Genomic DNA, 22,731 nt, shown 5'->3' with positions numbered 1-22,731 from the left:
AAAAAGCCCTAGCATTACACGCTAGGGCTTCTTTCTGTTATATCCGGTTTAACTGGTCTAAAATAATTTTGCAGCCTATCAACTAGCAAATACACCAGCGGGATAATGACCAAAGTCAGGAAGGTTGATGTTATTAAACCACCAATTAACGCTACCCCCATCGATGAACGAATTTCAGCACCTGCACCAATACCGAGTGCAATCGGTGCCATGCCAAAAATCATGGCCATTGTTGTCATTAAAATGGGGCGCAGCCGTACTGACCCGGCCTCTACCAGCGCATCAACAATAGGCATTCCCTGCTGTCTGAGCTGATTCGTATAATCAACCAGCAAAATAGCATTTTTAGTTACCAGGCCCATCAGCATAATCACGCCAATCAGAGACATCATGTTAACAGTACTGCCCACAAGTAACAACCCTACTATCGCTCCAATCAACGAAAATGGTAATGATAACATAATTATCAGCGGATGAATAAAGCTTTCAAACTCTGCCGCTAAAACCATGTAAATAAGGATTACTGCCAATAAGAGTGCTTTGGAAATCTCTTTAAACGAGTTTTCCATCATTTGTGCTTGCCCTACCAGCTTGTGGGTATAACCCATTGGTAAATTAAGACCGGGGATAAGCTCTTTTACTTTATTAATTACCTCCCCAGACGAAGCTCCTACCGCATTGGCATAGACAATTACCTGACGTTGGCGGTCTTCACGATCGACCTGCGTCGGACCTGACGACAACTTAACTTCGGCAATATCACCCAAGCGCACGAAACCATTTTTGCCACTAATTCGCAGATTTGCCACATCGTCCAAGCTCAGTCGATTGGACTGCTTCAGTTGCACCCGGATATCGTAATCACTGTCAGCCACATTATATTGGTTTTTGGCAGTGTCACCCAGAAAAGCAGTTTGCACAGCATTACCGGCAGTTGTCGCGTCAAGTCCAACATCACCCAACCGGGCTGGATCAAGTTTCACCTGTACCTCTGGTTCTGATTGCTCACTGGATATGTCTACATCAGTTGTACCGGGAATTTGTTTTATCTTTTCAGCCAGTGTATTTGCATACATATTCAGTATATCTAACTCTGGCCCGCGTAAAGCGATTTGCACTGGACGAGAGTCGCCCTTACCCACACTTTGACCTGTTGACACATTAACCTTCAACCCATTAATATTGCGGAACTTGCTGCGAAGCGAATCCATAATCTGCATCATAGAGCGGGAACGATTGCCTGAATCAATCAAACGTACACCAATCATTGAACGGTACACCTGACGATTGACACCAACAACCAGGTAGGCTGATTCTAATTCAGGAATAGCCATAACCTCTTTCTCAACCTGGGCCACTAATTCTTTATTCCGCTCAATGGATGTTCCTGATGGTGCTATCAGATTGATATTAAATTCTCCTGAGTCATAGGTAGGCTGAAACTCGGAACCTAAGAAAGGCATTAATAATGCATTAAGCAGCAGCGATAGGATAGCCAGTGCTACCAGTTTTTTCGGCCGCTGCAGCGCCCAATACAACACTTCCCGGTAGTAGCGGCGGAAAGCTTCAAAGCCTTGCTCCCACTTATCCAGTATCGACTCCAGCCAGCCTATCCGGCGGCCTTGTCCAGCATGACCGGTTTTTAACCAATACGCCGACAACATTGGCGTAAGCGTAAAGGCTACAAATAGAGAAAAGGCTACAGCAAAAGCTATCGTTAAGCCAAACTGCTTAAAATACTGACCAATAATCTCGCCCATGGTACCTACAGGCACAAATACGGCAAGAATTGAGAAGGTTGTCGCCAAAACAGCCAGAGAAATCTCTTTTGTGCCTTCGCGAGCTGCCGACAGCGGACTTTTGCCTTGCTCCATGTGACGGAAAATATTTTCAACAATAACGATAGCATCGTCAATGAGAATTCCCACAGCCAGACTAAGCCCCATCAGCGACATATTGTTAAGGGTAAAATTCATGACCCTCATCAAAAAGAAGGTCGATATAATCGAAGTCGGAATGGCTATAGCACCAATTATCGTAGCTCGCGTATTACGCAAAAACAGGAAGGTAATCGCTACCGCCAACAAACCGCCAAACACTATCGACACCATGACATCATCAACGCTGTCTCTAATATAAACAGAGTTGTCCCGTACTTTGGTTACTTTCATATCAGGGGGCAACACATTTTGCTCTAACTGCTGCATCGACTGTTTTACTTTTTCAGCAACCCCTACCGTGTTAGTACCTGACTGCTTCTGAATAGTAATAATTACACTTGGTACGCCATTGGTTGCCGCATAGGTTCGTTCTTCTGCCCAGGTATCTGTTACACTGGCCACATCCTGCAGATGCACCAAACGGCCTTGCTGATTGAGAACAACAATGCGTTTAATATCATCAACACTTTTATATTTGCCAATAGTTCTAACAGTTAGCTCAATACCCTGTTCCTTAACATGCCCACCAGGCGTATTGACATTATTATTATTAACCGCATCAATTAATTGCTGTAATGAAACACCATAGGCTTCAAGCTTAGGCGGATCAGCCAATATCTGTATTTCTCTTAGGGCAGCACCATAAATACTGACCTCAGCCACCCCTTCTACCTGTTGGAGCTGATCTTTAACAATATCTTCAGCAATTTTACGGATTTCTCCCCGTGACCGCGTCTCTGAGGCTAAACTAAAGCTGAGAATCGACTGAGCGGTGATGTCTAACCGCTGTACTACCGGTTCATCAATTTCATCAGGCAGGCGCTTCCTGACACCGGCGACCTTCTCGCGCACATCATTGGCGGCCATTTTGGGGTTTGTACCCAATTCAAACTCAATGGTCGTCTGGGATACCCCTTCTCGTGACACGGAAGATAGCGTCTTTATCCCCGCAACTGAGCTTACCGCATCTTCAATTGGCTTCGTAATGAGACTTTCCATCTCTTCCGGCGAAGCGCCTGTATAAGTAACATTTACTAAGACAATGGGAAATTCCACATCAGGATAAAGATCAACACCCAGACTTGGATATGAGTTAAGACCGAATACCACCAGCAGCATAACCAGCATGGTAGTAAATACCGGGCGCTTTATAAAAATATCAATCATTTATTTGCCAGCCTCCCCAGGCGCCCCCAGTTTGACCATTGAACCGTCTCTCAGTTTATTTTGACCGGCAATAACGATTTGCTCACCGTCGTTAACACCGTCAAGCACCTCAGCCCAACCGCCGCCAACAAATCCCAGCTTAAGCGCCCGCTGCTGCACTTTGTTGTCAGCCGTAAGTACATAAACTGTCTTGATATCTTCCTTCATTACCAGCGCTGTTTCCGGCACCACCAACGCCTGTGCCTGGATCTGAATAGGAACCTCAACCTTAGCAAACATACCTGCCTTCAAAATGCTTTGCGGATTAGGAATCGATATTTCCGCAATAAATGTCCGCGAAGGCATTGCTGCTACTGGTGACAGACGGGTAATTGTTCCACTAAACTCCTGCCCGCCTAAAGCGTCGACCCTTACTTTTACAGGTGCACCCAGCGTCAGCTTTGCAATCTCGGCCTCGCCAACAGTAGCTTTTGCCAAAAGCGTGGTAATATCAGCAACGCTAACAATAGCCGTACCTGCTTTGGCATAATAACCTGATTGCAAATAGCGCTTAACAACTACCCCGCTCCGCGGTGAATTTATCGTAGCACCTGTAAGTTTGCTATCATATAAGGCTAGTGCCCCCTCAGCCGCGCGAACCTGACCAGCAGCCAAATCCCGCTTAGTCCTGGCCGAATCAAGGGTTTGCGCTGAGACAGCGCCCTGGCTGGCAAGCGGTTCCATTCGCCTAAGATCAAGTTCGGCTTGTTCAAGATTGGCTTTGGCCTGGAATAAATTCCCCTCAGCCTGAACTACCTGGGCCGAAAGCTCCCCCATGTCCAGGATAGCTATTGTCATACCATCTGAAACTGTATCGCCTTCATCAACCGTAAGCTGTTCGATGCGTCCGTCCACTTTACTGGAAATATCTGCACTCCATATCGGCTCAAGACTAGCAGAAAAGGTTAAAACCGGCGTAATATCCCGTCTGGTTATAGCTGCTACTTCAACCGCCACTACCTGCCCCTGGGATGCTCGCGCAGCCCGCTCTTTACTTGCTTGTGTATTACTATAAATTCGGTAGCCGACAATTCCAGCCAAGACTACTGCAATAACAGATACAAAGATAATTGCTCTTCTCTTCCTGCTTGCCACCTGCTCATTCCTCCAATTTTTTTGATACCCACTTTCTATTCGACAAACCCCCACTCTCTCCTGCCTTTATAAAATAAATTACGGGACATTCAGACAAACCCAAAATGGGCTGCTTTAAAAGCAGCCCTAACATTTAAATTTGTACCATCACAGCGGCTTGTAAACAAACCGGGAGGCTCGCCTGTGTTTACAGCGGCCTCCCGGCAGATACCCATCAGTGAACTCGTTTCAGCTTTGCTGAAACATCGGGGGTCAGGTGGAGAGTCTATTCTACCTGAACTAACGCCACCTATAGAGACGGGAGTCTTAACTCAAACGCTAAGATAAACCGGGCTTTGGCTTTGGCAGACTCGCGTATCCAGCTTGTAGTCTTATCTTCCTCACGGAGCCCAGGAGAAGGTGCCGGTACTTTCATTTTCCATATACAGGCGGTCGAAGGATACCTGGCGGCGGTTGCCGCCCGGCGGGCAGGATTCGCCGTCATAATATTTGAAGCCTTCTTTAATGACCGTCCGTTTTATTGCGTCTTCGCCGATGCCGCCCCAGGAGGCCTCGCTGGTATAGGCATGAAGATAGAGGAAGGTCCTCTGGGTGGAGCTGGGAAATTCCAGGTGTCTGGTGCTGTTGGCCTCAATCTTGTACCAGCCTCTGGTTACCCATTTGCCGGCCGCATCCTCATAGTATACGAGGGAGGTCCACATAGTCTGACTGTAAGGATTTTCGATAAAGATGTCGAAGGCTGCTGCCGGCTGCGGAATGCTGACCGCCAGTAAAAGGAATAAACCCAGGATTGCTTTGCATACGTTTTTTTTCATTATATGTCACCTCTTCACTAAATTTAAAACCGCTGAAACCTGGTCCGGCATCCTCAGGGCCGCCAGTAAACTATGCCGTTATTTTCCACATACCACCGGTCAAGGTACACCTGCCGGCGATTGCTGCCCGGCGGGCAGGGTTCGCCATCGTAGTATTTAAAAGTTTCTTTTATCACTGTCCGCTTGATCGAATTTTCGCTGCCTCCCCAGAACGCTTCGCTGGTGTGAGCATGGATATACACGGAATTTTTCTTGGTTGACGAGGAAAAATCCAGTTTCCGGGTACTATTTGGGGCGACTTTGTACCAGCCTCTGGTTACCCACTTACCGGACGAGTCCTCAAAATATACGATGGCTGTCCATAGGGTTTGATCGTAAGGATTTTCGAGACTGATGCCGATGGCTGCCGCTGGTTGCGGAGCAACAGCCACCACCAGCAGGATGAATAAACCGAACAGGATTTTGCATGCTTTGTTTCCCATTCAACGCACCTCTTCCCTATAATTTTTTCGCAGCTTGCACCTGTCTGTCGACCGGCTCCCGCCTCCCGTTCAGGCCGTTACACCGACTTTTCCCGGTAGACAGGCGCCGACAGGAATATCGGGGGCATCGGTCAAAATGGCCTTTTCCGGCAGCAGTTTAACTTCCCCGCCCGGCTTTTTTTGCCCGTCGCAGCCTGTCTATAAGCGACGTCAGTTTAAGTGATGTAGACTCTCCGCCTAAACCCCCGATGTTTCAGCTTTGTTGAAACAAGTTCACTCGACAACAAGTGTGTTCAGCATTTTAACCAGCAGGATAATGCCGTCGCTGATACCTGTCAACTGAGCGCTGACCACTCTGTAATGCTTGCCGTTGATATTAGCATAGTAGAAGGTGCCCCTATCGACCGGTACGCCGTCAAGCACGCCGGTGAACGGCCTGCGATAAAAATCATACCCGTTTAGTGTCGTTTGGTCGGTCGAATAGGCCCATTCTATTTTCCCCCGACTCAGAGGCTCTTCGCACAATGCCTTTTCTTCCAGTTCGGTCTGAACCGCCCGGTCAGCCAGATTATCGACGGCGTTCCCCAACCGGTTCACAAAAACAAACCACTTTCCGGCCGTAACTTTCACGCCGTCAGTGGTATCCCTGGCGACGGCGCCTTCAGGCAAAAGGAGGGAAAAACCCTGCATCGATTTGTAAACCGTTGCGTTGGGAAAGGGCATGAAATCCAATTCTTGATCTTCGGCTTTCAATTCCCCCTGTTCCTGAAGAACTACCTGTTCACGCACCAAGTGTTTCTTGCCTTTTTTATCCAGGCTATACTGTCTGGCTATTATTAAATTCCCGTCTTTGTCATATGCCTGCTCAATGATTTGCAAGGGGCTAAGCTTACCGTTGCGAAGGAAAGTATAGGTTGCCTCCACACTGTCGGTGGCGCTCACAGGGGTAAAGGAATGCACGGTCTTAGCACTGGAATCAAATACAGGTGACGCAAGGTTGCTCAAGCCTTTATGGAAAACGAACTCTTGCCGTTTTTGATCCCACAGCCAGCAGTGATAATACACGTTGGCATTGCCCTGCACCGCCGTGATTTTTAAATCTGTATAACCGTCAAAATTCATATCCTCCGGCGTAACCCGCTCGCTGTTATCAAGGTTCGGCCGGACGAAGCCGGCGGTACGCTGCTGCCTCCCGGAGAATCGCATTCCCGTATAAAAAACGGCCGTACATAGGTTCATATGAGGTCCTCCCAGTCAAAAAGAAACCTCCCTTCTCCTCCTGTTTATACCACTATATACCGAGAAGGAATATCCACAATAGCCCCGAAAAGTATCCTTTTGCGTCAGGCATAAGAAAAAGCTATCCGCACAATGGCACTGGTTGCCTATTAAACCGGCAGGTTGATTATCCAATAGCCGCCTAATACGAGACTGACTGTATTTGCAACCAGCACATAAGAAACGCGGCGAAGTTTGCCGTGTTCTTTAATTAAAACGAGCACACCTAAAAATTCAGTCAAAAATACTATAAATTCTATTAAAACAAGATTGAAGATCAAGTAACTTGCAAACGGCAAAGCGCTATCCAAAACAACATTCAAAATGCCTTGGGTTGCGTAATTAGCCTTTTCATATTGATGTCCTGGTTCCCCCTTCGTTTTTCAGATATAATGTGTCAATAAGATCAAGCATCGTCTGAATGTCGCCCGTCACGCGCCGACGTTGCTCGGAGAGCGTGACATCGCCGCCGGCGGCTTCAAAGGAATCACCGTTTGCCAGTGCCACATAGAGCTTATCCTCGCGGAACGAGAGATACAGCGGATAGTCCAGCTTGCTCCGCGCCAACACGATGCCCTCGAGAACGGGCGGGGTCAGGATGCGCAAAGCCGCCGTCGGACTGGGTGCAACGACAAAAAACCTCTGGTTGAAAGCATCCAGCTCTGTTTGAATCATTTCGGTGCTTTTCGGCTTACCGCCGCACCGATCTAAGACGGCGACCGGTTCATCGGAAATGGCATCATAGTCAAAGATCATCAGCCGCCCGCGAAAAATGGTGACATACACTGTCCGCGTCTGCACATTGTCATCGTCGTCAGTGTAGCTTTCTTCCCGCTCCTCCTGCAAATGAATGTCCGATTGCACGAAGTGATGCCCGTGGTAGTCCGCCGCAAGATAATCGTTGCCGCCGTAAATGTCATAGCGGGGAAACAGCGCCGCCGCTTTGACCAGAGCTTCGTCGAGCTTTTGCTCCGGTAAAAACTCCATGTTGCTCAAAACCGAACTAAGACTTTTCTTCACAACATTTTCTTTAAAAGAGTCCTTGTAACGCGCCTTGACGGGGGCCTTCGCCACCCAAAAACCGATCAGCAGGATGACTGCCACGATGATGTAGCCATAAAGTCCCGGCTCGCCAAAGGCTTCCATCAAGGGTATCCCGAGGGGAAAAAGCAGAATTATCAGGGCAATCACCGCGATGATGAAAAGGAAGTCCAGCATCTGCGATTTCATGCGCAGCTTCTCCAGTTCCATGAGTTCAGCGGAGCCGATGGCGGCGGTTTCCTTGAAACTCTTGTGTTGCTTGACGCCGCTGAGCATACCGCCGATAAGCGTGCCAATCAGCGTGGCGACTCCCAGCATGCTGAGCAGAATCGGCCCGAACAGGAATACAAAGGCAAGCAGTCCAAGGATAATGCCGATGATGCCGTCTTCCATGATGAGAAACCCAAAATTGTACCAAAACGCCGAAGCAATGATCAGCGCGACGACGGCAAAGGCCATTTTCAGCCACTTCATCCAAGAATACTGGCTGTCAAAGCCTAAAAGTTTTTTGATTCGTTTCATTTATTCACCTCTATTTCACGCTACCTAACAGCAGCAAGGCGACCGCAATATATAAAACATAACCCGCGTTGTCCCGCCCGCTAACAAGACGGCGTCAGTCAAAATTCATCGCCACATCGTCCTTTTTGCTATTCTCGGCCGCGAAAAAGTCCCATGGGGTCCGGTGCTGCAGCCCCGCGACAATACTGGCAGGGAACACGGCGATGGCCTGATTGTAAGAAGATACGTTCATGTTATAGACCCGGCGGGCCGCCTGCAGATGGTCTTCCACGTCGGCGATGGCGTTCTGAAGGTTTATATAGTTTTCACTGGTTTTCAGTTCGGGATAGGCTTCGGCGATTATATTGACCCGGCGGAGAATCTCGTCCATCTGCTGACTGGCTGCGGCTTTCTCGGCAGCAGGCATGCTTTGCCGCAGCCTGACCACAGCGGTCAGGGTCTCTACCTCATACTTTGCATAGTTTTTGCATACTGCCAGCAGTTTGGTCAGCGTGTCATAGCGTTTGGTCAAAGCAACCTCAATGCCGGAATCAGCTTCTTCGATTTTGATCAGTATCCGCCGAAAATGGTTGGATGTGCTGACGGCCCAGTAAACTGCCAAAAGAACGGCGGCGCCCGCAGCAAGGATAATTTCCATGTGTTTCACACCTCGGTTTCTTTATGTCCGGTCAAAGCTTGCCCCGGCAAGGTTCCCTGCAGATACAGCATGTCGAGAACGGCGGCGAGCATTGCCACAGCCGGTCTACTTCTCTTTTTCCAGTTGCAGCGTAACACTGCGCAGGTTCATGAAGTACTCTATTCCGGAATAATCATTACCCCAATTGGGCTTAATGGACAGTTGCCAGGTTCCGGCCTCCAGATAAGCGCCGCCGATTTCGTGGGTTTGATAAACCGTCCAGTCCTTATCATTTTTGCCGGTGGACCGCGCCGTAAAGTTCAGCAAGGTCGCCGCCAGATACAGGCTCATCAGCAGGACAAGCAGCAGGCCGCCACATAAGCCGGCATTCCTTCACCCCCTCACTCCACAATAATAAACAGCCTCTTTTTGTATGTGAAAATTATACAAAGCATTCTTTCGCACCAACAGTACCCACCGGGTAATTTTGTTCAATAAAATTTTCAACTTGTTGCTTTACTGTCTTTTTAAACGTTCCTGCAGCTGCGCTTGCGACTTAATGGTAAGTTTTTCGAAAAACCATTTTCAGTCTTTTGCCTAGTTCATTTTTCTTACGCAGGATGAAAATCTGCTGTACATGACCGGCGTACTGTAGTTCATCGGCAAGTTGTTTCAGCAGATCCCGCGTTTTTGCGTTCCTCGCTTTGCAGGCCAAACGCCTCCCGCACATGGGAAAGAAACGTCCTTAGATCCATATGAAGCCTTCTCGGTCAAAAGAAAACCTCCCTTCCCCCCTTTTACACCACCATACACCAAAAAGGGATATACACAATAGACCTGAAAAGTATCCTTTTTCGTCAGGATAATAAAATACTTGGCTTGGGCCAACTTCAGGAGATCGCAGAAGTCTTAGGTGTTCTTATATCAAAAGGCTTTACTTATAATTTCCGGCAGACCAAAAGAAAAACGCACGGGTTTCCCCGCTTGTCAGCGGGGAAACCCGTGCGTTTTTAGTTTGTCTGACGACATGCCGATATTCAGTTTGTGCTTACGTACGCTCTGGCACCCGCTGATAAGAAAGCGGCGGGTCCATTTGATCCATATCGTATGCGCAATCTTGCGCTCATTCAAGCCCAATTCGTGCAGCACATCCTCAAGGATCATAATGCGGTTGCTGCTTTTGTTGAAAGTCATGTAATCTGCTCTAATACCGCCTTAATAGCATCCTCAGTAACTTCATGAGTTATTTCTACATGACCAATTCTGGACATCAACACCCAATTAATCTTGCCATTAACCACTTTCTTATCTCTGACCAAATAGCTGAGCAGTTGTTCTGGATGATAACCTGGTGCTGTAAGTGGTAAATCCAGCCGGTTAAGCAACTTTTTCAGAGCAGTTACCTGACTTTGTTCACACAGCCCGACATGTTGACTGATAAGAGCGGCCGCATGCATTCCTATAGCTACACCTTCACCGTGATTATACTCAGAATAACCACCCTCGGCCTCAATGGCATGTCCGACCGTGTGACCAAAATTCAAGATCATACGCAGCGAGCTCTCCCTCTCATCTTGGGCAACAATATCAGCTTTAAGCTGGCAGCACTTACCAATAATGTGGGTGAGCACCACCGGATCACGCGCTAGTAGTGCTGAAGCATTGTCTTGTAAGTAAGTAAAGAAATCACCATCAGCAATAACGCCGTATTTGACAACTTCAGCCAAACCTGCCTTCAATTCCCTGTCGTTAAGCGTATCTAAAACCTGTGGGTCAATGACTACCATACGGGGCTGGTAGAAAGCGCCAATTAAATTTTTCCCCAACTCATGGTTAACGGCTGTTTTACCACCAACGCTTGAATCAACCTGCGCCAGCAATGTCGTCGGTATTTGAATAAACGGTACACCGCGCAAATAACTTGCCGCCACAAAGCCAGCCAAGTCACCAACAACACCGCCACCTAGCGCAATAATAGCAGACTTACGATCAAGCCCGCTAGCAATAGCCTCTGTAAATACGATATTTGCCGTAGTAAGTGACTTTGAGCTTTCTCCTGGCGTTACAGCTAAAACAGTAGGCTTAAAACCCGCGGCCACCAAACTGCTAGACAGTGTATCCGCATAAAGTGGACAAACATTGTCATCTGTCACAATAAGAATCTTATTCCCTAATGATAGCTTACTCATCAGCTCACCTACCAGGCTGATACCACCGGTAGTGATATGAATGGTATAGCTGTGCGCATCCAGATTGACGTTAACTTCGGCCACGCAAATGCCCCCCTTCCCTGAGAAATACAATAATTCTTTCTGTCACCTGCTGTGGCGACATACAACTGGTGTCTATTGTATAATCGGCCTTCATGTAAAGACTGGCCCTATCCTGAAAAAGTTTGGCTACCCGCTCAGCCCGGTCTTCACAGTCTAACAATGGCCGAATACCAGGTCGCGCTGTTCTCTCTAAAATAATTTCCAATGATGCCATAAGCGAAATAATTACACCGGTATTTTTAAGTCTAACTATATTCTCCTGTTTGAGCACCACCCCGCCACCGGTAGCAATAACCGTATTGGTGTAACGGGCCACGCGGGAAATAACCTCCCGTTCTATCTGACGAAAATGGTCTTCCCCATAAAGCTGAAAAATATCACTAATGGCTAATCCTGTTTCTTGCTCAATCTTTTTATCAACATCAATAAATGGGCGGTTAAGCCGTCCTGCTAATAACCGTCCGGTACTGGTCTTACCTGTGCCCATGAAACCGATTAACACTATGTTTTTCACTTGTTCCTCCAAAAATAGTAAAGCATAGCTATTTTACGATACGTGGAGTAAGAAAAATGACTACTTCTGTATCGTTATGGGATTTGTTAAAATTCTTGAATAGAGACCCAATTATTGGTAGGTCACCAAAGAACGGTACTGCCTTTCTAACTTCATTGTCTGTAGCCCCAATCAAACCACCAATTACCATGGTTTCGCCATCTTTTAGCCGTACCGTGGTCTCAGCCTGACGGGTAGTAATCTTATAGGCCTTAATATCAGGCACTAGTGTTGCACTGCTAACTTCTGTGCGGACATCTACCGTTATTAATCCGTCAGTATTAATCCGGGGCGTATAAATCAATTTAATACCAGCATCAATATACTCGGTACTGGTTGTTGTTATCCCATTCGTCAATGTTTGAACCTGCACCGGGATACGGTCACCAATAAGTATCTGTGCCTGTTTACCATTGATCGTGGTAACTTTAGGTTTGGCCAGCACCTTAGCGTCACCGTTGCTTACCAAAGCATTAATAGTTGCCTGATAATAAAACTCATACGGGTTTCCTTCGGGATTACGTCCAAACTGAATTACACCCTTACTGCCACTGCGGGTAACAGTAACAGCTCCATTATCGTCTGTAGTTCTCTCTGCATATTGCGGTGTTGCCTCCCACGACCATTCAATTCCCAAATCTTTTGTTTTATCTTTACTAATTGCCAATACCTCAGCTTCCAGTGATACCTGCTGATAGGGTATGTCTAGTTCAGACAATAATTTTTGGATCTGTGCCGCCTCAGCCTCAGTGCCAAAGAGAACTAATGAATTTGTTGCATAATCAATCGTCAATCGGTCTAACTCTGTTGATTTTTCGCTAGCTGTTTCGCCAGAAGTTGATGTAGCACTAGCTGTAGTGCTCTTTTGTAAATTGGCACTGCTTCCCGCCGTCTTTGTTGCTTTCTCGCCTTTTCTCTCACCAAATAAGATGGAAAAAATTGTGTCTTTCACCGAATCCGGATTAATGAATTTCAGCTTAAATATATGTACCGAACCAAATCCTCTGCCGATTTGATCAGCAACCCCTACGACCATAACATCGTCAACAAATTGGTAGGTAAGCCCTTTGGTCTTGCACACCAAATCCACGGCCGAAGCGTACGGAATATTCGTAAGTTGAATGGTAATCGTACCCTTGACCGAGTCATCTATTACCATATTTGCCTTGCCAATAGTCGCCAGCGCGGTAAGTACATCCCGTACTTCACCATTAATCACATTCATATTCACTTGAGGATTAGCCACTGCAACGCCTGTTATGGTAGAAAAACAAATCCACAACGCTACCAGGATCGATTTTATCAGACACCGCATTGAAGATTTCACCTTTCTAAAATCAAAACTTTTTCACCTTTTGGTCCCCAAAGAGTAACCGCTCTTTCCCCCACTGCCAGCAGTTGATATGGTCCAAGATAATCCTTGATTTGATAGGAACCACTCTTGCCAGCACTTTTAATTATCGCCACTTTTTGCCCTCCACCGCTCACTACACCAACAAGTTCTAATGAGCTTTCCGGTATTGCAGACGGTGGCAAAACATTGTTCGAAATACTGGGGTAATTCTTAGCCGGTGGCGGTAAAGCCGGAACAGGTGCCACCTGCGCAAATTCCTGGGGAACGGCAAACGGATCACGCATCACCGGCAGTGCCGAATAGCCCGTTACCGGCTGAAGCATCGCTTGTGAAACACTGTCTTGTTGAGAGGTGTCAGAATAACTATCAGAATAACTACCTGAGAATGCAATCAGCCCCGGCGACCAGAAGAAATAGCCTAGTGCCGCTACTAGTAAGCAACAGATAATTAGTAGTTGAGCACTATGTTGCCGGAGGTTAAACCTCGCCACAATTTGTACTCCCTTCTGAGAAAAAACTCACTCCATGGCTATTCACTCGTTAATTCGTATTCTATAGCTATTGATCGCCAGCCGCAAGTCCTCAATGCTGTCACCGCCAAATTTTTCGAGCAGGGACTGAGCCAGCACAATAGCCACCATGGCTTCGGCAACAACGGCAGCAGCAGCAACAGCACACACATCGCTACGCTCCGTATTGGCCTTGATTGCTGTTTTATCTGCTATATCTACAGTAGCAAGCGGTTTCATCAATGTCGGAATGGCCTTCATTACCGCTTTAAGAATAATCGGCTCACCATTACTAATACCGCCTTCAATACCACCGGCATTATTAGTACGGCGATAATATCCCTGCTTGCTTTCATAATATATTTCATCATGCACCTGACTGCCAGGCAAATTGGCATAGGCAAATCCGGCCCCAAATTCTACCCCCTTAATGGCTTGAATAGACATAACTGCAGCAGCCAAACGGGTATCCAGACGCCGATCCCACTGCACATGACTACCTAATCCAGGCATAACAGGGGAAGCCATAACCTGAAATATGCCGCCAAGGGAATCGCCGGCCGTCTTAGCCTTGGCAATCGCTTCTAGCATTTCCGTCTCGGTTTGCGCGCCGCCGATAGTTAAGACGCTAGAGGTTATGGTAATACCAGCCACAGCAATAAGCTGTTTGGCAATTGCTCCTACAGCCACTCGGGCGGCAGTTTCACGGGCACTGGCCCGTTCCAGAATATCCCGGATATCTTGCCGCTGGTATTTTAAAACACCCGGCAAATCAGCATGTCCGGGGCGGGGTGCAGTTATCTCAGCTCCTTGCGGCTGGCCAAATACAGCCATTCGCTCCTGCCAATTCTCCCAGTCACGGTTAGATATCACCATTGTAAGCGGGCTGCCTAACGTACTGCCAAACCGTACACCTGATGTTATTTCGGCTTTATCTTTTTCAATCTTCATGCGGCCACCCCGGCCAAACCCCTGCTGTCTGCGCGCCATGTCCTCATTTATTTGGTCAAAATCTAATTGTAAGCCGGCCGGAATACCTTCAATAATAGCGGTAAGCGCCGGTCCGTGTGATTCACCAGCTGTGAGAAATCTAAACATGTGTTGCACCTCTTTCGGGAAAATTACTTTTTAGTCGATGGATCTGAATTTTGTGACGACAACTGCTTGGTCTCCCCAGCAGCACCGAAGCTGTAGATAACCATAGTAAGTTTGACTTCCAGCATTCCTTGTTTGGCCTGGATATTAGTATTACTAATATCGGTGAACCTTTGGCTGCCCTCAATTGCCTTAATAAATTCCAATAGATTGGTAAATGAACCTGTTAGCAGGATTTCTATGGGAATTTCCAGATAGCCGGCTTTTTCAGTAGCGGCAGCCGGCTTAATCTCAGCAAGCCGCATACTGCTTAGCTTGGATGCTTGTTCGATTTCCTTGATGAATTCACCAAGTTCCGGCTGATTCGGTAATTTAGCATCAAGTAGCGTAAGCTTTTGATCAAGCTCTTTTAGGTAACCGATAGAATCAGGATGCCTTTTGGCATAGGCTTCGATAACTTTTAGCCGTTCCCGCTCGGTTTGGTATTGATCTTTAACCACGGCAATAGCCGTACGCTGAGGGATAACTACCCCAATATAAAAAAGCAAGGTAACAAGTAGTGCACCAACCCCCAGCACCCAGCCCTTATACCGGGCTATTGCTTTATATTTTATAGACCAAGTACCCAGCCATTCCATTTACACTATATCCCCTTACGCTTTACAGTCATCTCAAATTTGGTATAGTTATATGTACTGTCCTGTTCTGCTTTAATGAGTACCGGTTCTGTTATTAGCTTATCTTTTTCCAGACTGTCAAGATAGTTAGCCAAATCAGGATAAGTCATGGCATTACCTTTTAGTAAGATGCTATTTTTATCGCTGGCGGCAAGTTCTGTGAGCCATACCTGCGGCGGTGTAATTATGGCAAAATGGCTAATCACAGCATAGCAAGACTTCTGTTCGCTAGTAATTGCAACTAAAGTATTGTTCTTTTTATCAATGGCCTGCTGTTTACTAACAGCCAGTTGCATATTGTCCTCGGTAGGACGCATCAGGCTATAGTGTTGACGTGCTGCTGCAAGATCCTTTTCCAGAGACCAAATCGTATACCAATTATAGGCAAAAATACTGCCATATGATACCAGCAGCATTATACCACATAACAAAACAGTTTTTTTGAATAGCCATGTTGGCATGCGCTCTGATGGTGGCAGCAAATTAATCGTTATCATGGCTTACCTCCGCGCATAGCTAAGCCAATTGACAGAGCAAACTGCAAAGCCATATCTTGCAAATAGTCGGTATCAATACCTGGCGATAGCGTTACGGCAGTTAGCGGGTTATGCAGCAAAACCGGTACCCCGCCCAGTTTTGCCGCAATATGCTGTGGCAAATTAGTAAGTTTGGCTCCACCTCCGGTAAGATAAAGCTTATCAAAGATTGCTTCTCTGTTTTGAACCTGATAATATTCAACCGTTCGCCGCACTTCGCGAGCCAGTTCATCTACCAACAAGTCAATTTGTTGGTAGATAAGCAGCTGTTCACCTTCAAAGTCAGGATTTTGACCAGTATGACACTGCTTCAACCGTTCAGCCTCAGCATAGTCAATTTCAAGCGTTCGCATAATTACCTCAGTAAAACTGAGTCCACCAATGGGAATAAACCGGCTGACGGCTGGCGAAGCTCCCTGAAACAGCATTAACTGTGATACATGACTGCCAATATCAATAATCATGGCACTCTCTGCATCACTCAGTGAGCGGTATATAGCCAAAGGTTCAATATCAACAGCAATTGGCCTGCAATCAGCCTGCTTTATACAATTGACAAGGGTATTTACCAGTTCGTGCGGCGCGGCTACCAGCAGCACTTTTATCTCTAGTTCATTGTTGCCTGGTCCAACTACAGCAAAATCATAATAATAACTACCAGGCTCATAAGGAACATATTTCTCCATATCCCATTTTATGGCTTCTTTAATTTCAGCCTGATTCATTACCGGAAGCATTACCTCCCTAACGAACACTAAGCGACCACTGACGGCAACAACAACTTCACGAGAGACAATGCCGCTATTGATAAGCAATTGCCGGATAACCTCTGTAAGCGCTTGGGGATTAGTAATAAAGCCCTCTTCCGTAACGTTCTTAGGCAAATCAAGTACGCCTGCTGCTCTAAGTTCTTTTTGTCCATTACTAAATGAAATTTCCGCTGCTTTAACACAGCTTGAACCAATATCAATACCAACAGCGCTTGCTGGCTGTTTGATTAACCAGTTACCCAGCTTGCTTGTAATAGTATTAAACCTATTTAGAACCATGATGTGGCTGACTAGACACAAGCTGAATCGCGTGGCTAATGGCTGTAACGACATCCACATTAAACTGTTGTTCCAGCGATTTTGTCTTTGCAAAGGTTTCACCCTGGCTAGTCACAACATACCGTGGCGGTAAAAAATTAAGAGCAATTGCGGCAATGTCATAACGGCATCTTTCACAAGTACAAACATTTCTATGGTTGTCCAGCACCTCAGCAAGCCGCTGAAAAACTAAATCCTCCATATAGTTTTTAACATGCATAGCTATACCTCCCTAATGATAATTCCAGGAAACAATATTGATTTGGGGAACAACAGTAGCTTTTACTACAACTTTGCGGACCGCATTATTGACAACACCTTTTGCTTCTATAATGGTTGGGGTACCTGCAATAATCGTTAAGCTATAGTTTCCGCTGCCTTCCTTATAGGGATTGACAGGCTTCCAGTTGGGATTTTTAGATAATTCGACAATAGACCGGCGTGCTCCTGCTTCCGCCAAGTACTGAGCAGCTATACCATCGCGATAATTTGCCGCCATATTCACTTCGGTACTGCTGACACCAATAAAAGCACTACCCAAAACGCCTAAAAACAGCATTGCAACAAGGGCTACTATACTTGCTGACCCATGCCGATTTTTACAGCTGCTCCAACCAAAATACACTCTTAGTTCACCTCCACGACGTGTTAAAGGCCAGGGTAGCCGCCTTCATAGTATAAGCAGTACCAGTCTGTTTGTCCCTAACAGTAAACATAACCGTAACCAGTTTAATATATTGCAGTTTACCATCGTTATCCCGCATAGCTACCTCTTGAACAGCAAACCGTTTTTTATTGTCTGGATTTGCTACAACTACGATTGTCCCTTCTGCACCGCCAATACCATTACCAGTAAGCGGGTCCGCAGCAGATCCATTCACACTTATACACAGAGCCTTGGTTTTAGGACTAATAGTAAACTTTATATCCCAGCCATTTCCATCCTTTATCACAAGTGTATCGCCAGCATCGGCCAACGATACCTTACTGGCATAACGCACATGCTGGGTAATTCGCTCAATTGCCAGTCGGGCAGTCTGCTGAATTTCAGCTTGCGAGCGGCCTAACTGCCAAGCTTTAACGGCTGTTGGCAGCATAAGTGCAATGCCTGACACCAATAGTACAATAATTGTCATTCCTGTAATTACTTCAACAAGCAGCATACCCTTTTGCTCAGAAACATATCTCCGCATAACTACCCCACTAGTTAGCAAACTGCGGCAGCTCCCGCAGCACATAAGTAACCATGCTAATTTTTGGGGCACCCAGCCATTCAACATTCACGGTTACTTTAATAATTCGCTGCTTCACCGGATACTCTGGGTCCAGTGGACTAAGCTCAGCCTGAGTAGTTCTTGTATAAGTAGCCTTATTCATAGAAATAAATTCGGCCGCAGACTGATAAGGAAAACTTAGGCTATTCCAGAATAGTTCATCTTTTATTTTCATTTGTTCCATTTGTTCTTGAACTAAGCTGGCAGCAACCGTATAATCTGCTGCATTGGCAGTGGCCTGCAACGACTGGATAAACATCCCCAGCATGGCTACCAACGCTACTGAAATAACTACGATGACTACTACCGCCTCTACCAGCAAAAACCCGCTCTGACCCTTGATTAAATTCATAAAAATTCTCCCCAATTAGTCCCCATTGCTGCCGGTAATTCGTACCCGTCCGGTTACAGGAGCCAACTTGATGTACAGAGATTTACCCGTAACTTTACTCTGGAGTTCAATTGTCTGCTCGCCTATAAATGGCATTCCATCCAGCCTAAATACTATATCGCCCGGATATCCCATCATCTTTACAGAATTGGGTAAATAAACCTTACGTATGGTTTGCGGTCCGGCAGTAAAATTGTAGCGTGGTTCAGTATCATTAATAAAGCGGAGTATATATGCGGTATCACCACTGTTGATTGTCATTTGTTGCATACCACGTATATCGGCAGCTAACAGCCGCGCCGCTCCGTCCAGTTCATTTTCTGCTACTGCCTGATTTATTTTAGGAATAGCCATAGCTGCCAATAGTCCAATAATCGCCATAACAATGATTAGCTCTATTAGCATAAAACCACAGTTTTGTTTATTACTGGCAGCCATATCCTAAAGCTTCCTCCAATTCCTACTTGGCAATTGTCTGCAAATACCACCAAACAAGCTTACTGCCATACAATATACTACTAAGAGCTCCGATAGCAAGAAATGGCCCAAAGGGTATAAAATCTTTGCGGCCTTTCACCTTGAAAATTAGCAATAACGCGCTGCCGATACCACCAATAATAAATGCTAACAGCAGCGTAACTAGTACTAGCTTTACTCCTAACCACAGGCCTAGCGCAGCAACAAATTTGATGTCACCGCCGCCCATGCCACCTCTGGTAAGCACAGCGACAAAAAGCAGCAACCCACCACCGGCCAGCGCGGCAATAACCATATCAGAAATGTGGGGATAACCATTACCTAAATTTATGGCAACCCCAACGCCGGCAAACCATAGTAACACCTTATCAAGGATAAGCTGGTGATCGTAGTCAATGAATGTAATGACAATAAGAAATGCTGTAAATATAAGTACTTTAAGCAAGTCCGGACTCCAGCCAACAATCTGATAGCACCATAGAAATAAAAGTCCGGTAATGAGTTCCACCACAGCATAGCGTGATGAATAAGGCTTACCACAGTAGCGGCATTTGCCGCGCAAGAGAAGATAACTGAGGATAGGAATTAAATCCCCTGCTTTAAGCTTAGTATTGCAATGTAAACAGTGTGACGGCAAGGTTACGATTGATTGGTTTTGCGGCAGACGGTAAATACATACCGTAAGGAAACTGCCGATTATAATGCCAATTACTAGTATCATAAAATCAAACATTATAAACTCCTAATTTTCAGCTATTTAGTATTTAAATTACCAAGCAGGAGTAGTAGTGTCTGCGAATATTTTTGTACCGGTTGCAATTTCAATATACGCTCGATAGGTAGGTGAAGTTCCCTCGTTATCAAGTTTGTATGTTAGACCCGAACTACCCTTATAGGGACTAGGCACACTAGGTACTGCTACGATAAAATCAGGGGCTAATTTCAGCAGCGTATCCGGATACTTTCCCTCTTTAGCATAGTACATAGAAATAGCACTATCTAATGTTCTTAAATCTGCCTGTATTTTGGCCTTATTAGCTGAATCAGCGGCAGAACCGAATTTTGGCACAGCAATTGCGGTGAGAATGCCAATTATGGCAATAACAACCATTAATTCAATCAATGTAAACCCTTTTTGACTTTTCATTTTGTTTTTGATGGTTATAATGATCTTTCACTCCTTATACTATTATACAACTTTGTTGAAATTAGTAAGAACATCAAACATCGGCAGCATTACTGCAATCACGATAAACCCAATTATCACTCCCAAAACGCCGATCAAGACGGGCTCCAACATACTACTCAACCGATTAACCATGTCCTCAACATCACTATCATAAAAATCGGCGATTTTCTCCAACATAGTATCCAATTCGCCGGTTTCTTCGCCAATGGCTACCATTTGCACCACCATCGGAGTAAAAACCTTGCTGGATCCTAATGGTGCTGACAAACCCATTCCTTCACGAATACTAATCTGCGCCGCAGTTAGCGCTCGTATCATACTGAGATTACCTGAAGTCTTTTTTACTACCTCTATGGCGGTAATAATAGGCACCCCGCCCCGCACTAGCGTAGAAAGCGTCCGACTAAAGCGGGCAATAGCTACCTTACGCCACAATAAACCAAACACTGGCAAAACAAACAACAGCTGCTCTATAACAAGTCGATACTTAGGCTGCCGTTTTAATAAGAGTAATCCATAGCCAACCACTGTTAAAATAACAGCCAACCACACCCCGTAATGAGTAATAAAACCACTTAGATCTAGTAGAATACGTGTCGAAAAAGGCAAGTCAACCTGCATATTATCAAACAGCTTCATAAATGTCGGCAAAACAAAAGTCAAAATAAAGGCAACCGCCGCTAACGCCATACCAATAACCACTGCCGGATAAACCATGGCAGATTTTATCCGTTCATTCAGCTTGTGCTCTTTTTCCAAGTGGATTGCCAACCTGTTTAGCACCTTGTCAAGCACACCACCTACTTCCCCGGTTTCCACCATACTGATCATAATCTCCGGAAAAATATTCAAGTACCCATTCATCGCCTGTGACAGCGTTTCGCCTTCCTGTATCTTCTTATAAATAACCTGCAAAGCGGCTTTGAGTTTGGGGTTGTAGGTTTGGTCAATTAAAATACTCAGACAGACTACCAACGATAATCCAGCATCCACCATTGTGGAAAACTGACGGCAGAAAACAGCCAGCTCTTTTATACTTACCCTTTGCAGGCTTGTCCAAAACGTTTGGGTACAGATTACTGATTTTTGCACTTTAATCTGAGTAACGAAATAGCCTTTATCCTGAATATAGGCGGCTACTGCGGCTTCGCTTTCGGCCATGATATTGCCTGACAACAACTGACCGTTGCGTTTTTTTGCCCTATAGCTATATATCTTTGCCACCTAGCCACACCTCGCTGTTTGCCAAGTGAATAAACAATTAACCGTTTACCAACCGGGCAAATATTTCCTGATCCATCGCCCGTGCCAGTGCTTCCTCATAAGTCACAATACCCTTCCAGTATAGATCACGCAGCGACATATCCATAGCCTGCATGCCAGTCTTAGCCCCTGTTTGGATAACTGATACAAGCTGCTGGGTCTTGCCTTCACGGATTATATTACGCACCGCGGGTGTTGCCATTAGCACTTCCATGGCGGCAACCCGGCCTGAATCGTCGCGGCGCAGCAATAGCTGCTGTGCCACGATTCCCTGCAGCGTAAGTGACAACTGAGTCCGGATCTGCTGCTGCTGGTAGGGTGGAAATACATCAATAATTCGGTCAACGGTCTGCGCAGCATCGCTAGTATGTAAGGTAGCAAACACTAAATGTCCAGTTTCAGCAGCAGTTATGGCAATACCAATTGTCTCTGCATCGCGCATCTCACCCACCAGAATTACATCTGGATCTTCCCTGAGCGCTGCCCTGAGCGCGTTGGCGAACGACTTGGTATCAGTGTTAATCTCGCGTTGATTAACAATACTTTTTTTATGCGTATGCAGATATTCAATCGGATCTTCCAAAGTAATGATGTGACAAGCCCGCTCGGTGTTAATTAAATCAAGCATGGCTGCCAATGTAGTTGATTTACCGCTGCCGGTAGGTCCAGTGACAAGCACCAGTCCTCGCGGCTTACGAGCCAACACTTTTAACACTTCCGTATGCCCAAGCTGTTCTAATGTAGGTATCTGCTCAGCCACCACCCGGATAACTATGGCACTTGAACTACGCTGCCGAAAAGTATTAATACGAAAACGACTCAAACCCGCTATGGCATACGAAAAATCAAGCTCGCCAAGCTGCTGAAATTTTTCTTTCTGCGCAGCATTAGTAATTGCCATAACCATTGCTTCGGTATCTTTATCGTCAAGTACTGGATGTTGAGTAGCAGTTAAAACACCTCTGATACGAAAAATTGGAGCAACCCCGCTAGTAAGATGAATATCAGAGGCTTGTACTGCTACGGCCTCTTGCAGCAGATTATCTATAGTTAGCAT

Annotated in this window: 26 protein-coding genes; 1 reads left to right on the top strand and 25 read right to left on the bottom strand. The window is 46.0% G+C overall.

The features are described from left to right. Nucleotides 1-14: 14 nt before the first annotated feature. The 8 genes from SALPA_RS21425 to SALPA_RS21390 form a co-directional block, all read right to left on the bottom strand. The gene (locus SALPA_RS21425; protein ID WP_145098732.1) at nt 15-3,107 is read right to left on the bottom strand and encodes an efflux RND transporter permease subunit; all 3,093 of its coding nucleotides are present in this window, start codon (nt 3,105-3,107) and stop codon (nt 15-17) included. Beyond that, nucleotides 3,108-4,241, bottom strand: coding sequence for an efflux RND transporter periplasmic adaptor subunit (locus SALPA_RS21420; protein WP_145098729.1), 1,134 nt, complete (start codon nt 4,239-4,241; stop codon nt 3,108-3,110). A 380-nt stretch (nt 4,242-4,621) separates the two neighbouring features. Then, nucleotides 4,622-5,056 (bottom strand): DUF1036 domain-containing protein, encoded by a 435-nt coding sequence (locus SALPA_RS21415; RefSeq protein WP_145098727.1) that lies wholly within the window; start codon nt 5,054-5,056, stop codon nt 4,622-4,624. Nucleotides 5,057-5,109: 53 nt separating this feature from the next. Next, entirely contained in the window at nt 5,110-5,538 is a 429-nt protein-coding gene (locus tag SALPA_RS21410; protein ID WP_145098724.1) for a DUF1036 domain-containing protein, read from the bottom strand. A 273-nt stretch (nt 5,539-5,811) separates the two neighbouring features. Then, complete coding sequence (locus SALPA_RS21405) at nt 5,812-6,777, bottom strand: hypothetical protein (RefSeq protein ID WP_145098721.1); 966 nt, start codon at nt 6,775-6,777, stop codon at nt 5,812-5,814. Between the two features lie 149 nt (nt 6,778-6,926). Beyond that, entirely contained in the window at nt 6,927-7,139 is a 213-nt protein-coding gene (locus SALPA_RS30545) for a hypothetical protein (protein WP_222428080.1), read from the bottom strand. Between the two features lie 28 nt (nt 7,140-7,167). Further along, a complete protein-coding gene (locus SALPA_RS21395) occupies nt 7,168-8,379 on the bottom strand; it encodes a DUF3137 domain-containing protein (protein WP_145098718.1) in 1,212 nt (403 codons plus the stop codon). A 94-nt stretch (nt 8,380-8,473) separates the two neighbouring features. Beyond that, a complete protein-coding gene (locus tag SALPA_RS21390; protein ID WP_145098715.1) occupies nt 8,474-9,016 on the bottom strand; it encodes a LemA family protein in 543 nt (180 codons plus the stop codon). Between the two features lie 69 nt (nt 9,017-9,085). Here SALPA_RS21390 and SALPA_RS21385 point away from each other — a divergent pair, with 69 nt between their 5' ends. Beyond that, the gene (locus SALPA_RS21385; protein ID WP_186451166.1) at nt 9,086-9,376 is read left to right on the top strand and encodes a hypothetical protein; all 291 of its coding nucleotides are present in this window, start codon (nt 9,086-9,088) and stop codon (nt 9,374-9,376) included. A gap of 809 nt (nt 9,377-10,185) precedes the next feature. Here the strand turns inward: SALPA_RS21385 and aroB are convergent. Genes aroB through SALPA_RS21300 form a run of 17 tightly spaced genes read right to left on the bottom strand, consistent with a single transcriptional unit; the run spans nt 10,186 to nt 22,731 of the window. Next, entirely contained in the window at nt 10,186-11,268 is a 1,083-nt protein-coding gene (aroB, locus tag SALPA_RS21380) for a 3-dehydroquinate synthase (RefSeq protein WP_145098709.1), read from the bottom strand. Further along, a complete protein-coding gene (locus tag SALPA_RS21375) occupies nt 11,255-11,782 on the bottom strand; it encodes a shikimate kinase (RefSeq protein WP_145098706.1) in 528 nt (175 codons plus the stop codon). The genes aroB and SALPA_RS21375 overlap by 14 nt, the downstream gene beginning before the upstream one ends. A gap of 28 nt (nt 11,783-11,810) precedes the next feature. Beyond that, nucleotides 11,811-13,136: a type II secretion system protein GspD gene (locus SALPA_RS21370; RefSeq protein WP_145098703.1), complete on the bottom strand. Its 1,326-nt coding sequence runs from the start codon at nt 13,134-13,136 to the stop codon at nt 11,811-11,813. Nucleotides 13,137-13,144: 8 nt separating this feature from the next. Next, nucleotides 13,145-13,666: a hypothetical protein gene (locus SALPA_RS21365; RefSeq protein WP_145098701.1), complete on the bottom strand. Its 522-nt coding sequence runs from the start codon at nt 13,664-13,666 to the stop codon at nt 13,145-13,147. A gap of 42 nt (nt 13,667-13,708) precedes the next feature. Beyond that, nucleotides 13,709-14,782: a chorismate synthase gene (locus SALPA_RS21360; RefSeq protein ID WP_145098699.1), complete on the bottom strand. Its 1,074-nt coding sequence runs from the start codon at nt 14,780-14,782 to the stop codon at nt 13,709-13,711. Between the two features lie 23 nt (nt 14,783-14,805). Beyond that, a complete protein-coding gene (locus SALPA_RS21355) occupies nt 14,806-15,417 on the bottom strand; it encodes a type 4a pilus biogenesis protein PilO (protein ID WP_145098697.1) in 612 nt (203 codons plus the stop codon). A 5-nt stretch (nt 15,418-15,422) separates the two neighbouring features. Continuing rightward, the gene (locus SALPA_RS21350) at nt 15,423-15,953 is read right to left on the bottom strand and encodes a PilN domain-containing protein (protein WP_145098695.1); all 531 of its coding nucleotides are present in this window, start codon (nt 15,951-15,953) and stop codon (nt 15,423-15,425) included. Then, entirely contained in the window at nt 15,950-17,041 is a 1,092-nt protein-coding gene (gene pilM, locus SALPA_RS21345) for a type IV pilus assembly protein PilM (protein WP_186451165.1), read from the bottom strand. The genes SALPA_RS21350 and pilM overlap by 4 nt, the downstream gene beginning before the upstream one ends. Beyond that, nucleotides 17,028-17,300 carry a late competence development ComFB family protein gene (locus SALPA_RS21340; RefSeq protein WP_145098691.1) on the bottom strand — a complete coding sequence of 91 codons (273 nt, stop codon included), beginning with the start codon at nt 17,298-17,300 and terminating at the stop codon, nt 17,028-17,030. Before SALPA_RS21340 ends, pilM begins: the two co-directional genes overlap by 14 nt. Nucleotides 17,301-17,312: 12 nt before the next feature. Continuing rightward, nucleotides 17,313-17,705, bottom strand: coding sequence for a pilus assembly PilX N-terminal domain-containing protein (locus tag SALPA_RS21335; RefSeq protein WP_145098689.1), 393 nt, complete (start codon nt 17,703-17,705; stop codon nt 17,313-17,315). Nucleotides 17,706-17,712: 7 nt separating this feature from the next. Then, nucleotides 17,713-18,273 (bottom strand): PilW family protein, encoded by a 561-nt coding sequence (locus tag SALPA_RS21330; RefSeq protein WP_145098687.1) that lies wholly within the window; start codon nt 18,271-18,273, stop codon nt 17,713-17,715. Nucleotides 18,274-18,283: 10 nt separating this feature from the next. Further along, nucleotides 18,284-18,706 carry a hypothetical protein gene (locus tag SALPA_RS21325; RefSeq protein WP_145098684.1) on the bottom strand — a complete coding sequence of 141 codons (423 nt, stop codon included), beginning with the start codon at nt 18,704-18,706 and terminating at the stop codon, nt 18,284-18,286. A gap of 15 nt (nt 18,707-18,721) precedes the next feature. After that, nucleotides 18,722-19,183: a Tfp pilus assembly protein FimT/FimU gene (locus SALPA_RS21320; RefSeq protein ID WP_145098681.1), complete on the bottom strand. Its 462-nt coding sequence runs from the start codon at nt 19,181-19,183 to the stop codon at nt 18,722-18,724. A gap of 22 nt (nt 19,184-19,205) precedes the next feature. After that, on the bottom strand, nt 19,206-19,955 hold the full coding sequence (locus tag SALPA_RS21315) for an A24 family peptidase (protein ID WP_145098678.1): 750 nt from the start codon (nt 19,953-19,955) through the stop codon (nt 19,206-19,208). Nucleotides 19,956-19,991: 36 nt separating this feature from the next. Next, complete coding sequence (locus tag SALPA_RS32455; RefSeq protein ID WP_186451163.1) at nt 19,992-20,369, bottom strand: type II secretion system protein; 378 nt, start codon at nt 20,367-20,369, stop codon at nt 19,992-19,994. Between the two features lie 42 nt (nt 20,370-20,411). Then, complete coding sequence (locus SALPA_RS21305; protein ID WP_145098672.1) at nt 20,412-21,635, bottom strand: type II secretion system F family protein; 1,224 nt, start codon at nt 21,633-21,635, stop codon at nt 20,412-20,414. A gap of 37 nt (nt 21,636-21,672) precedes the next feature. Next, nucleotides 21,673-22,731 (bottom strand): type IV pilus twitching motility protein PilT, encoded by a 1,059-nt coding sequence (locus SALPA_RS21300; RefSeq protein WP_145098669.1) that lies wholly within the window; start codon nt 22,729-22,731, stop codon nt 21,673-21,675.

This window comes from Sporomusa sp. KB1 (genome assembly GCF_007830295.1).
Taxonomy (GTDB): Bacteria; Bacillota; Negativicutes; order Sporomusales; family Sporomusaceae; genus Sporomusa.
This window is presented reverse-complemented; position numbering and strand designations above follow the sequence as displayed.

Excerpts from the sequence above, each read along its gene's own strand:
- SALPA_RS21425 (WP_145098732.1), bottom strand. The coding sequence starts at position 3,107 with ATGATTGATATTTTTATAAAGCGCCCGGTATTTACTACCATGCTGGTT.
- SALPA_RS21415 (WP_145098727.1), bottom strand. The coding sequence starts at position 5,056 with ATGAAAAAAAACGTATGCAAAGCAATCCTGGGTTTATTCCTTTTACTG.
- SALPA_RS21410 (WP_145098724.1), bottom strand. The coding sequence starts at position 5,538 with ATGGGAAACAAAGCATGCAAAATCCTGTTCGGTTTATTCATCCTGCTG.
- SALPA_RS21405 (WP_145098721.1), bottom strand. The coding sequence starts at position 6,777 with ATGAACCTATGTACGGCCGTTTTTTATACGGGAATGCGATTCTCCGGG.
- SALPA_RS21395 (WP_145098718.1), bottom strand. The coding sequence starts at position 8,379 with ATGAAACGAATCAAAAAACTTTTAGGCTTTGACAGCCAGTATTCTTGG.
- SALPA_RS21390 (WP_145098715.1), bottom strand. The coding sequence starts at position 9,016 with ATGGAAATTATCCTTGCTGCGGGCGCCGCCGTTCTTTTGGCAGTTTAC.
- SALPA_RS21385 (WP_186451166.1), top strand. The coding sequence starts at position 9,086 with ATGTCGAGAACGGCGGCGAGCATTGCCACAGCCGGTCTACTTCTCTTT.
- SALPA_RS21370 (WP_145098703.1), bottom strand. The coding sequence starts at position 13,136 with ATGCGGTGTCTGATAAAATCGATCCTGGTAGCGTTGTGGATTTGTTTT.
- SALPA_RS21360 (WP_145098699.1), bottom strand. The coding sequence starts at position 14,782 with ATGTTTAGATTTCTCACAGCTGGTGAATCACACGGACCGGCGCTTACC.
- SALPA_RS21355 (WP_145098697.1), bottom strand. The coding sequence starts at position 15,417 with ATGGAATGGCTGGGTACTTGGTCTATAAAATATAAAGCAATAGCCCGG.
- SALPA_RS21350 (WP_145098695.1), bottom strand. The coding sequence starts at position 15,953 with ATGATAACGATTAATTTGCTGCCACCATCAGAGCGCATGCCAACATGG.
- pilM (WP_186451165.1), bottom strand. The coding sequence starts at position 17,041 with ATGGTTCTAAATAGGTTTAATACTATTACAAGCAAGCTGGGTAACTGG.
- SALPA_RS21340 (WP_145098691.1), bottom strand. The coding sequence starts at position 17,300 with ATGCATGTTAAAAACTATATGGAGGATTTAGTTTTTCAGCGGCTTGCT.
- SALPA_RS21330 (WP_145098687.1), bottom strand. The coding sequence starts at position 18,273 with ATGCGGAGATATGTTTCTGAGCAAAAGGGTATGCTGCTTGTTGAAGTA.
- SALPA_RS21325 (WP_145098684.1), bottom strand. The coding sequence starts at position 18,706 with ATGAATTTAATCAAGGGTCAGAGCGGGTTTTTGCTGGTAGAGGCGGTA.
- SALPA_RS21320 (WP_145098681.1), bottom strand. The coding sequence starts at position 19,183 with ATGGCTGCCAGTAATAAACAAAACTGTGGTTTTATGCTAATAGAGCTA.
- SALPA_RS21315 (WP_145098678.1), bottom strand. The coding sequence starts at position 19,955 with ATGTTTGATTTTATGATACTAGTAATTGGCATTATAATCGGCAGTTTC.
- SALPA_RS32455 (WP_186451163.1), bottom strand. The coding sequence starts at position 20,369 with ATGAAAAGTCAAAAAGGGTTTACATTGATTGAATTAATGGTTGTTATT.
- SALPA_RS21300 (WP_145098669.1), bottom strand. The coding sequence starts at position 22,731 with ATGCTAACTATAGATAATCTGCTGCAAGAGGCCGTAGCAGTACAAGCC.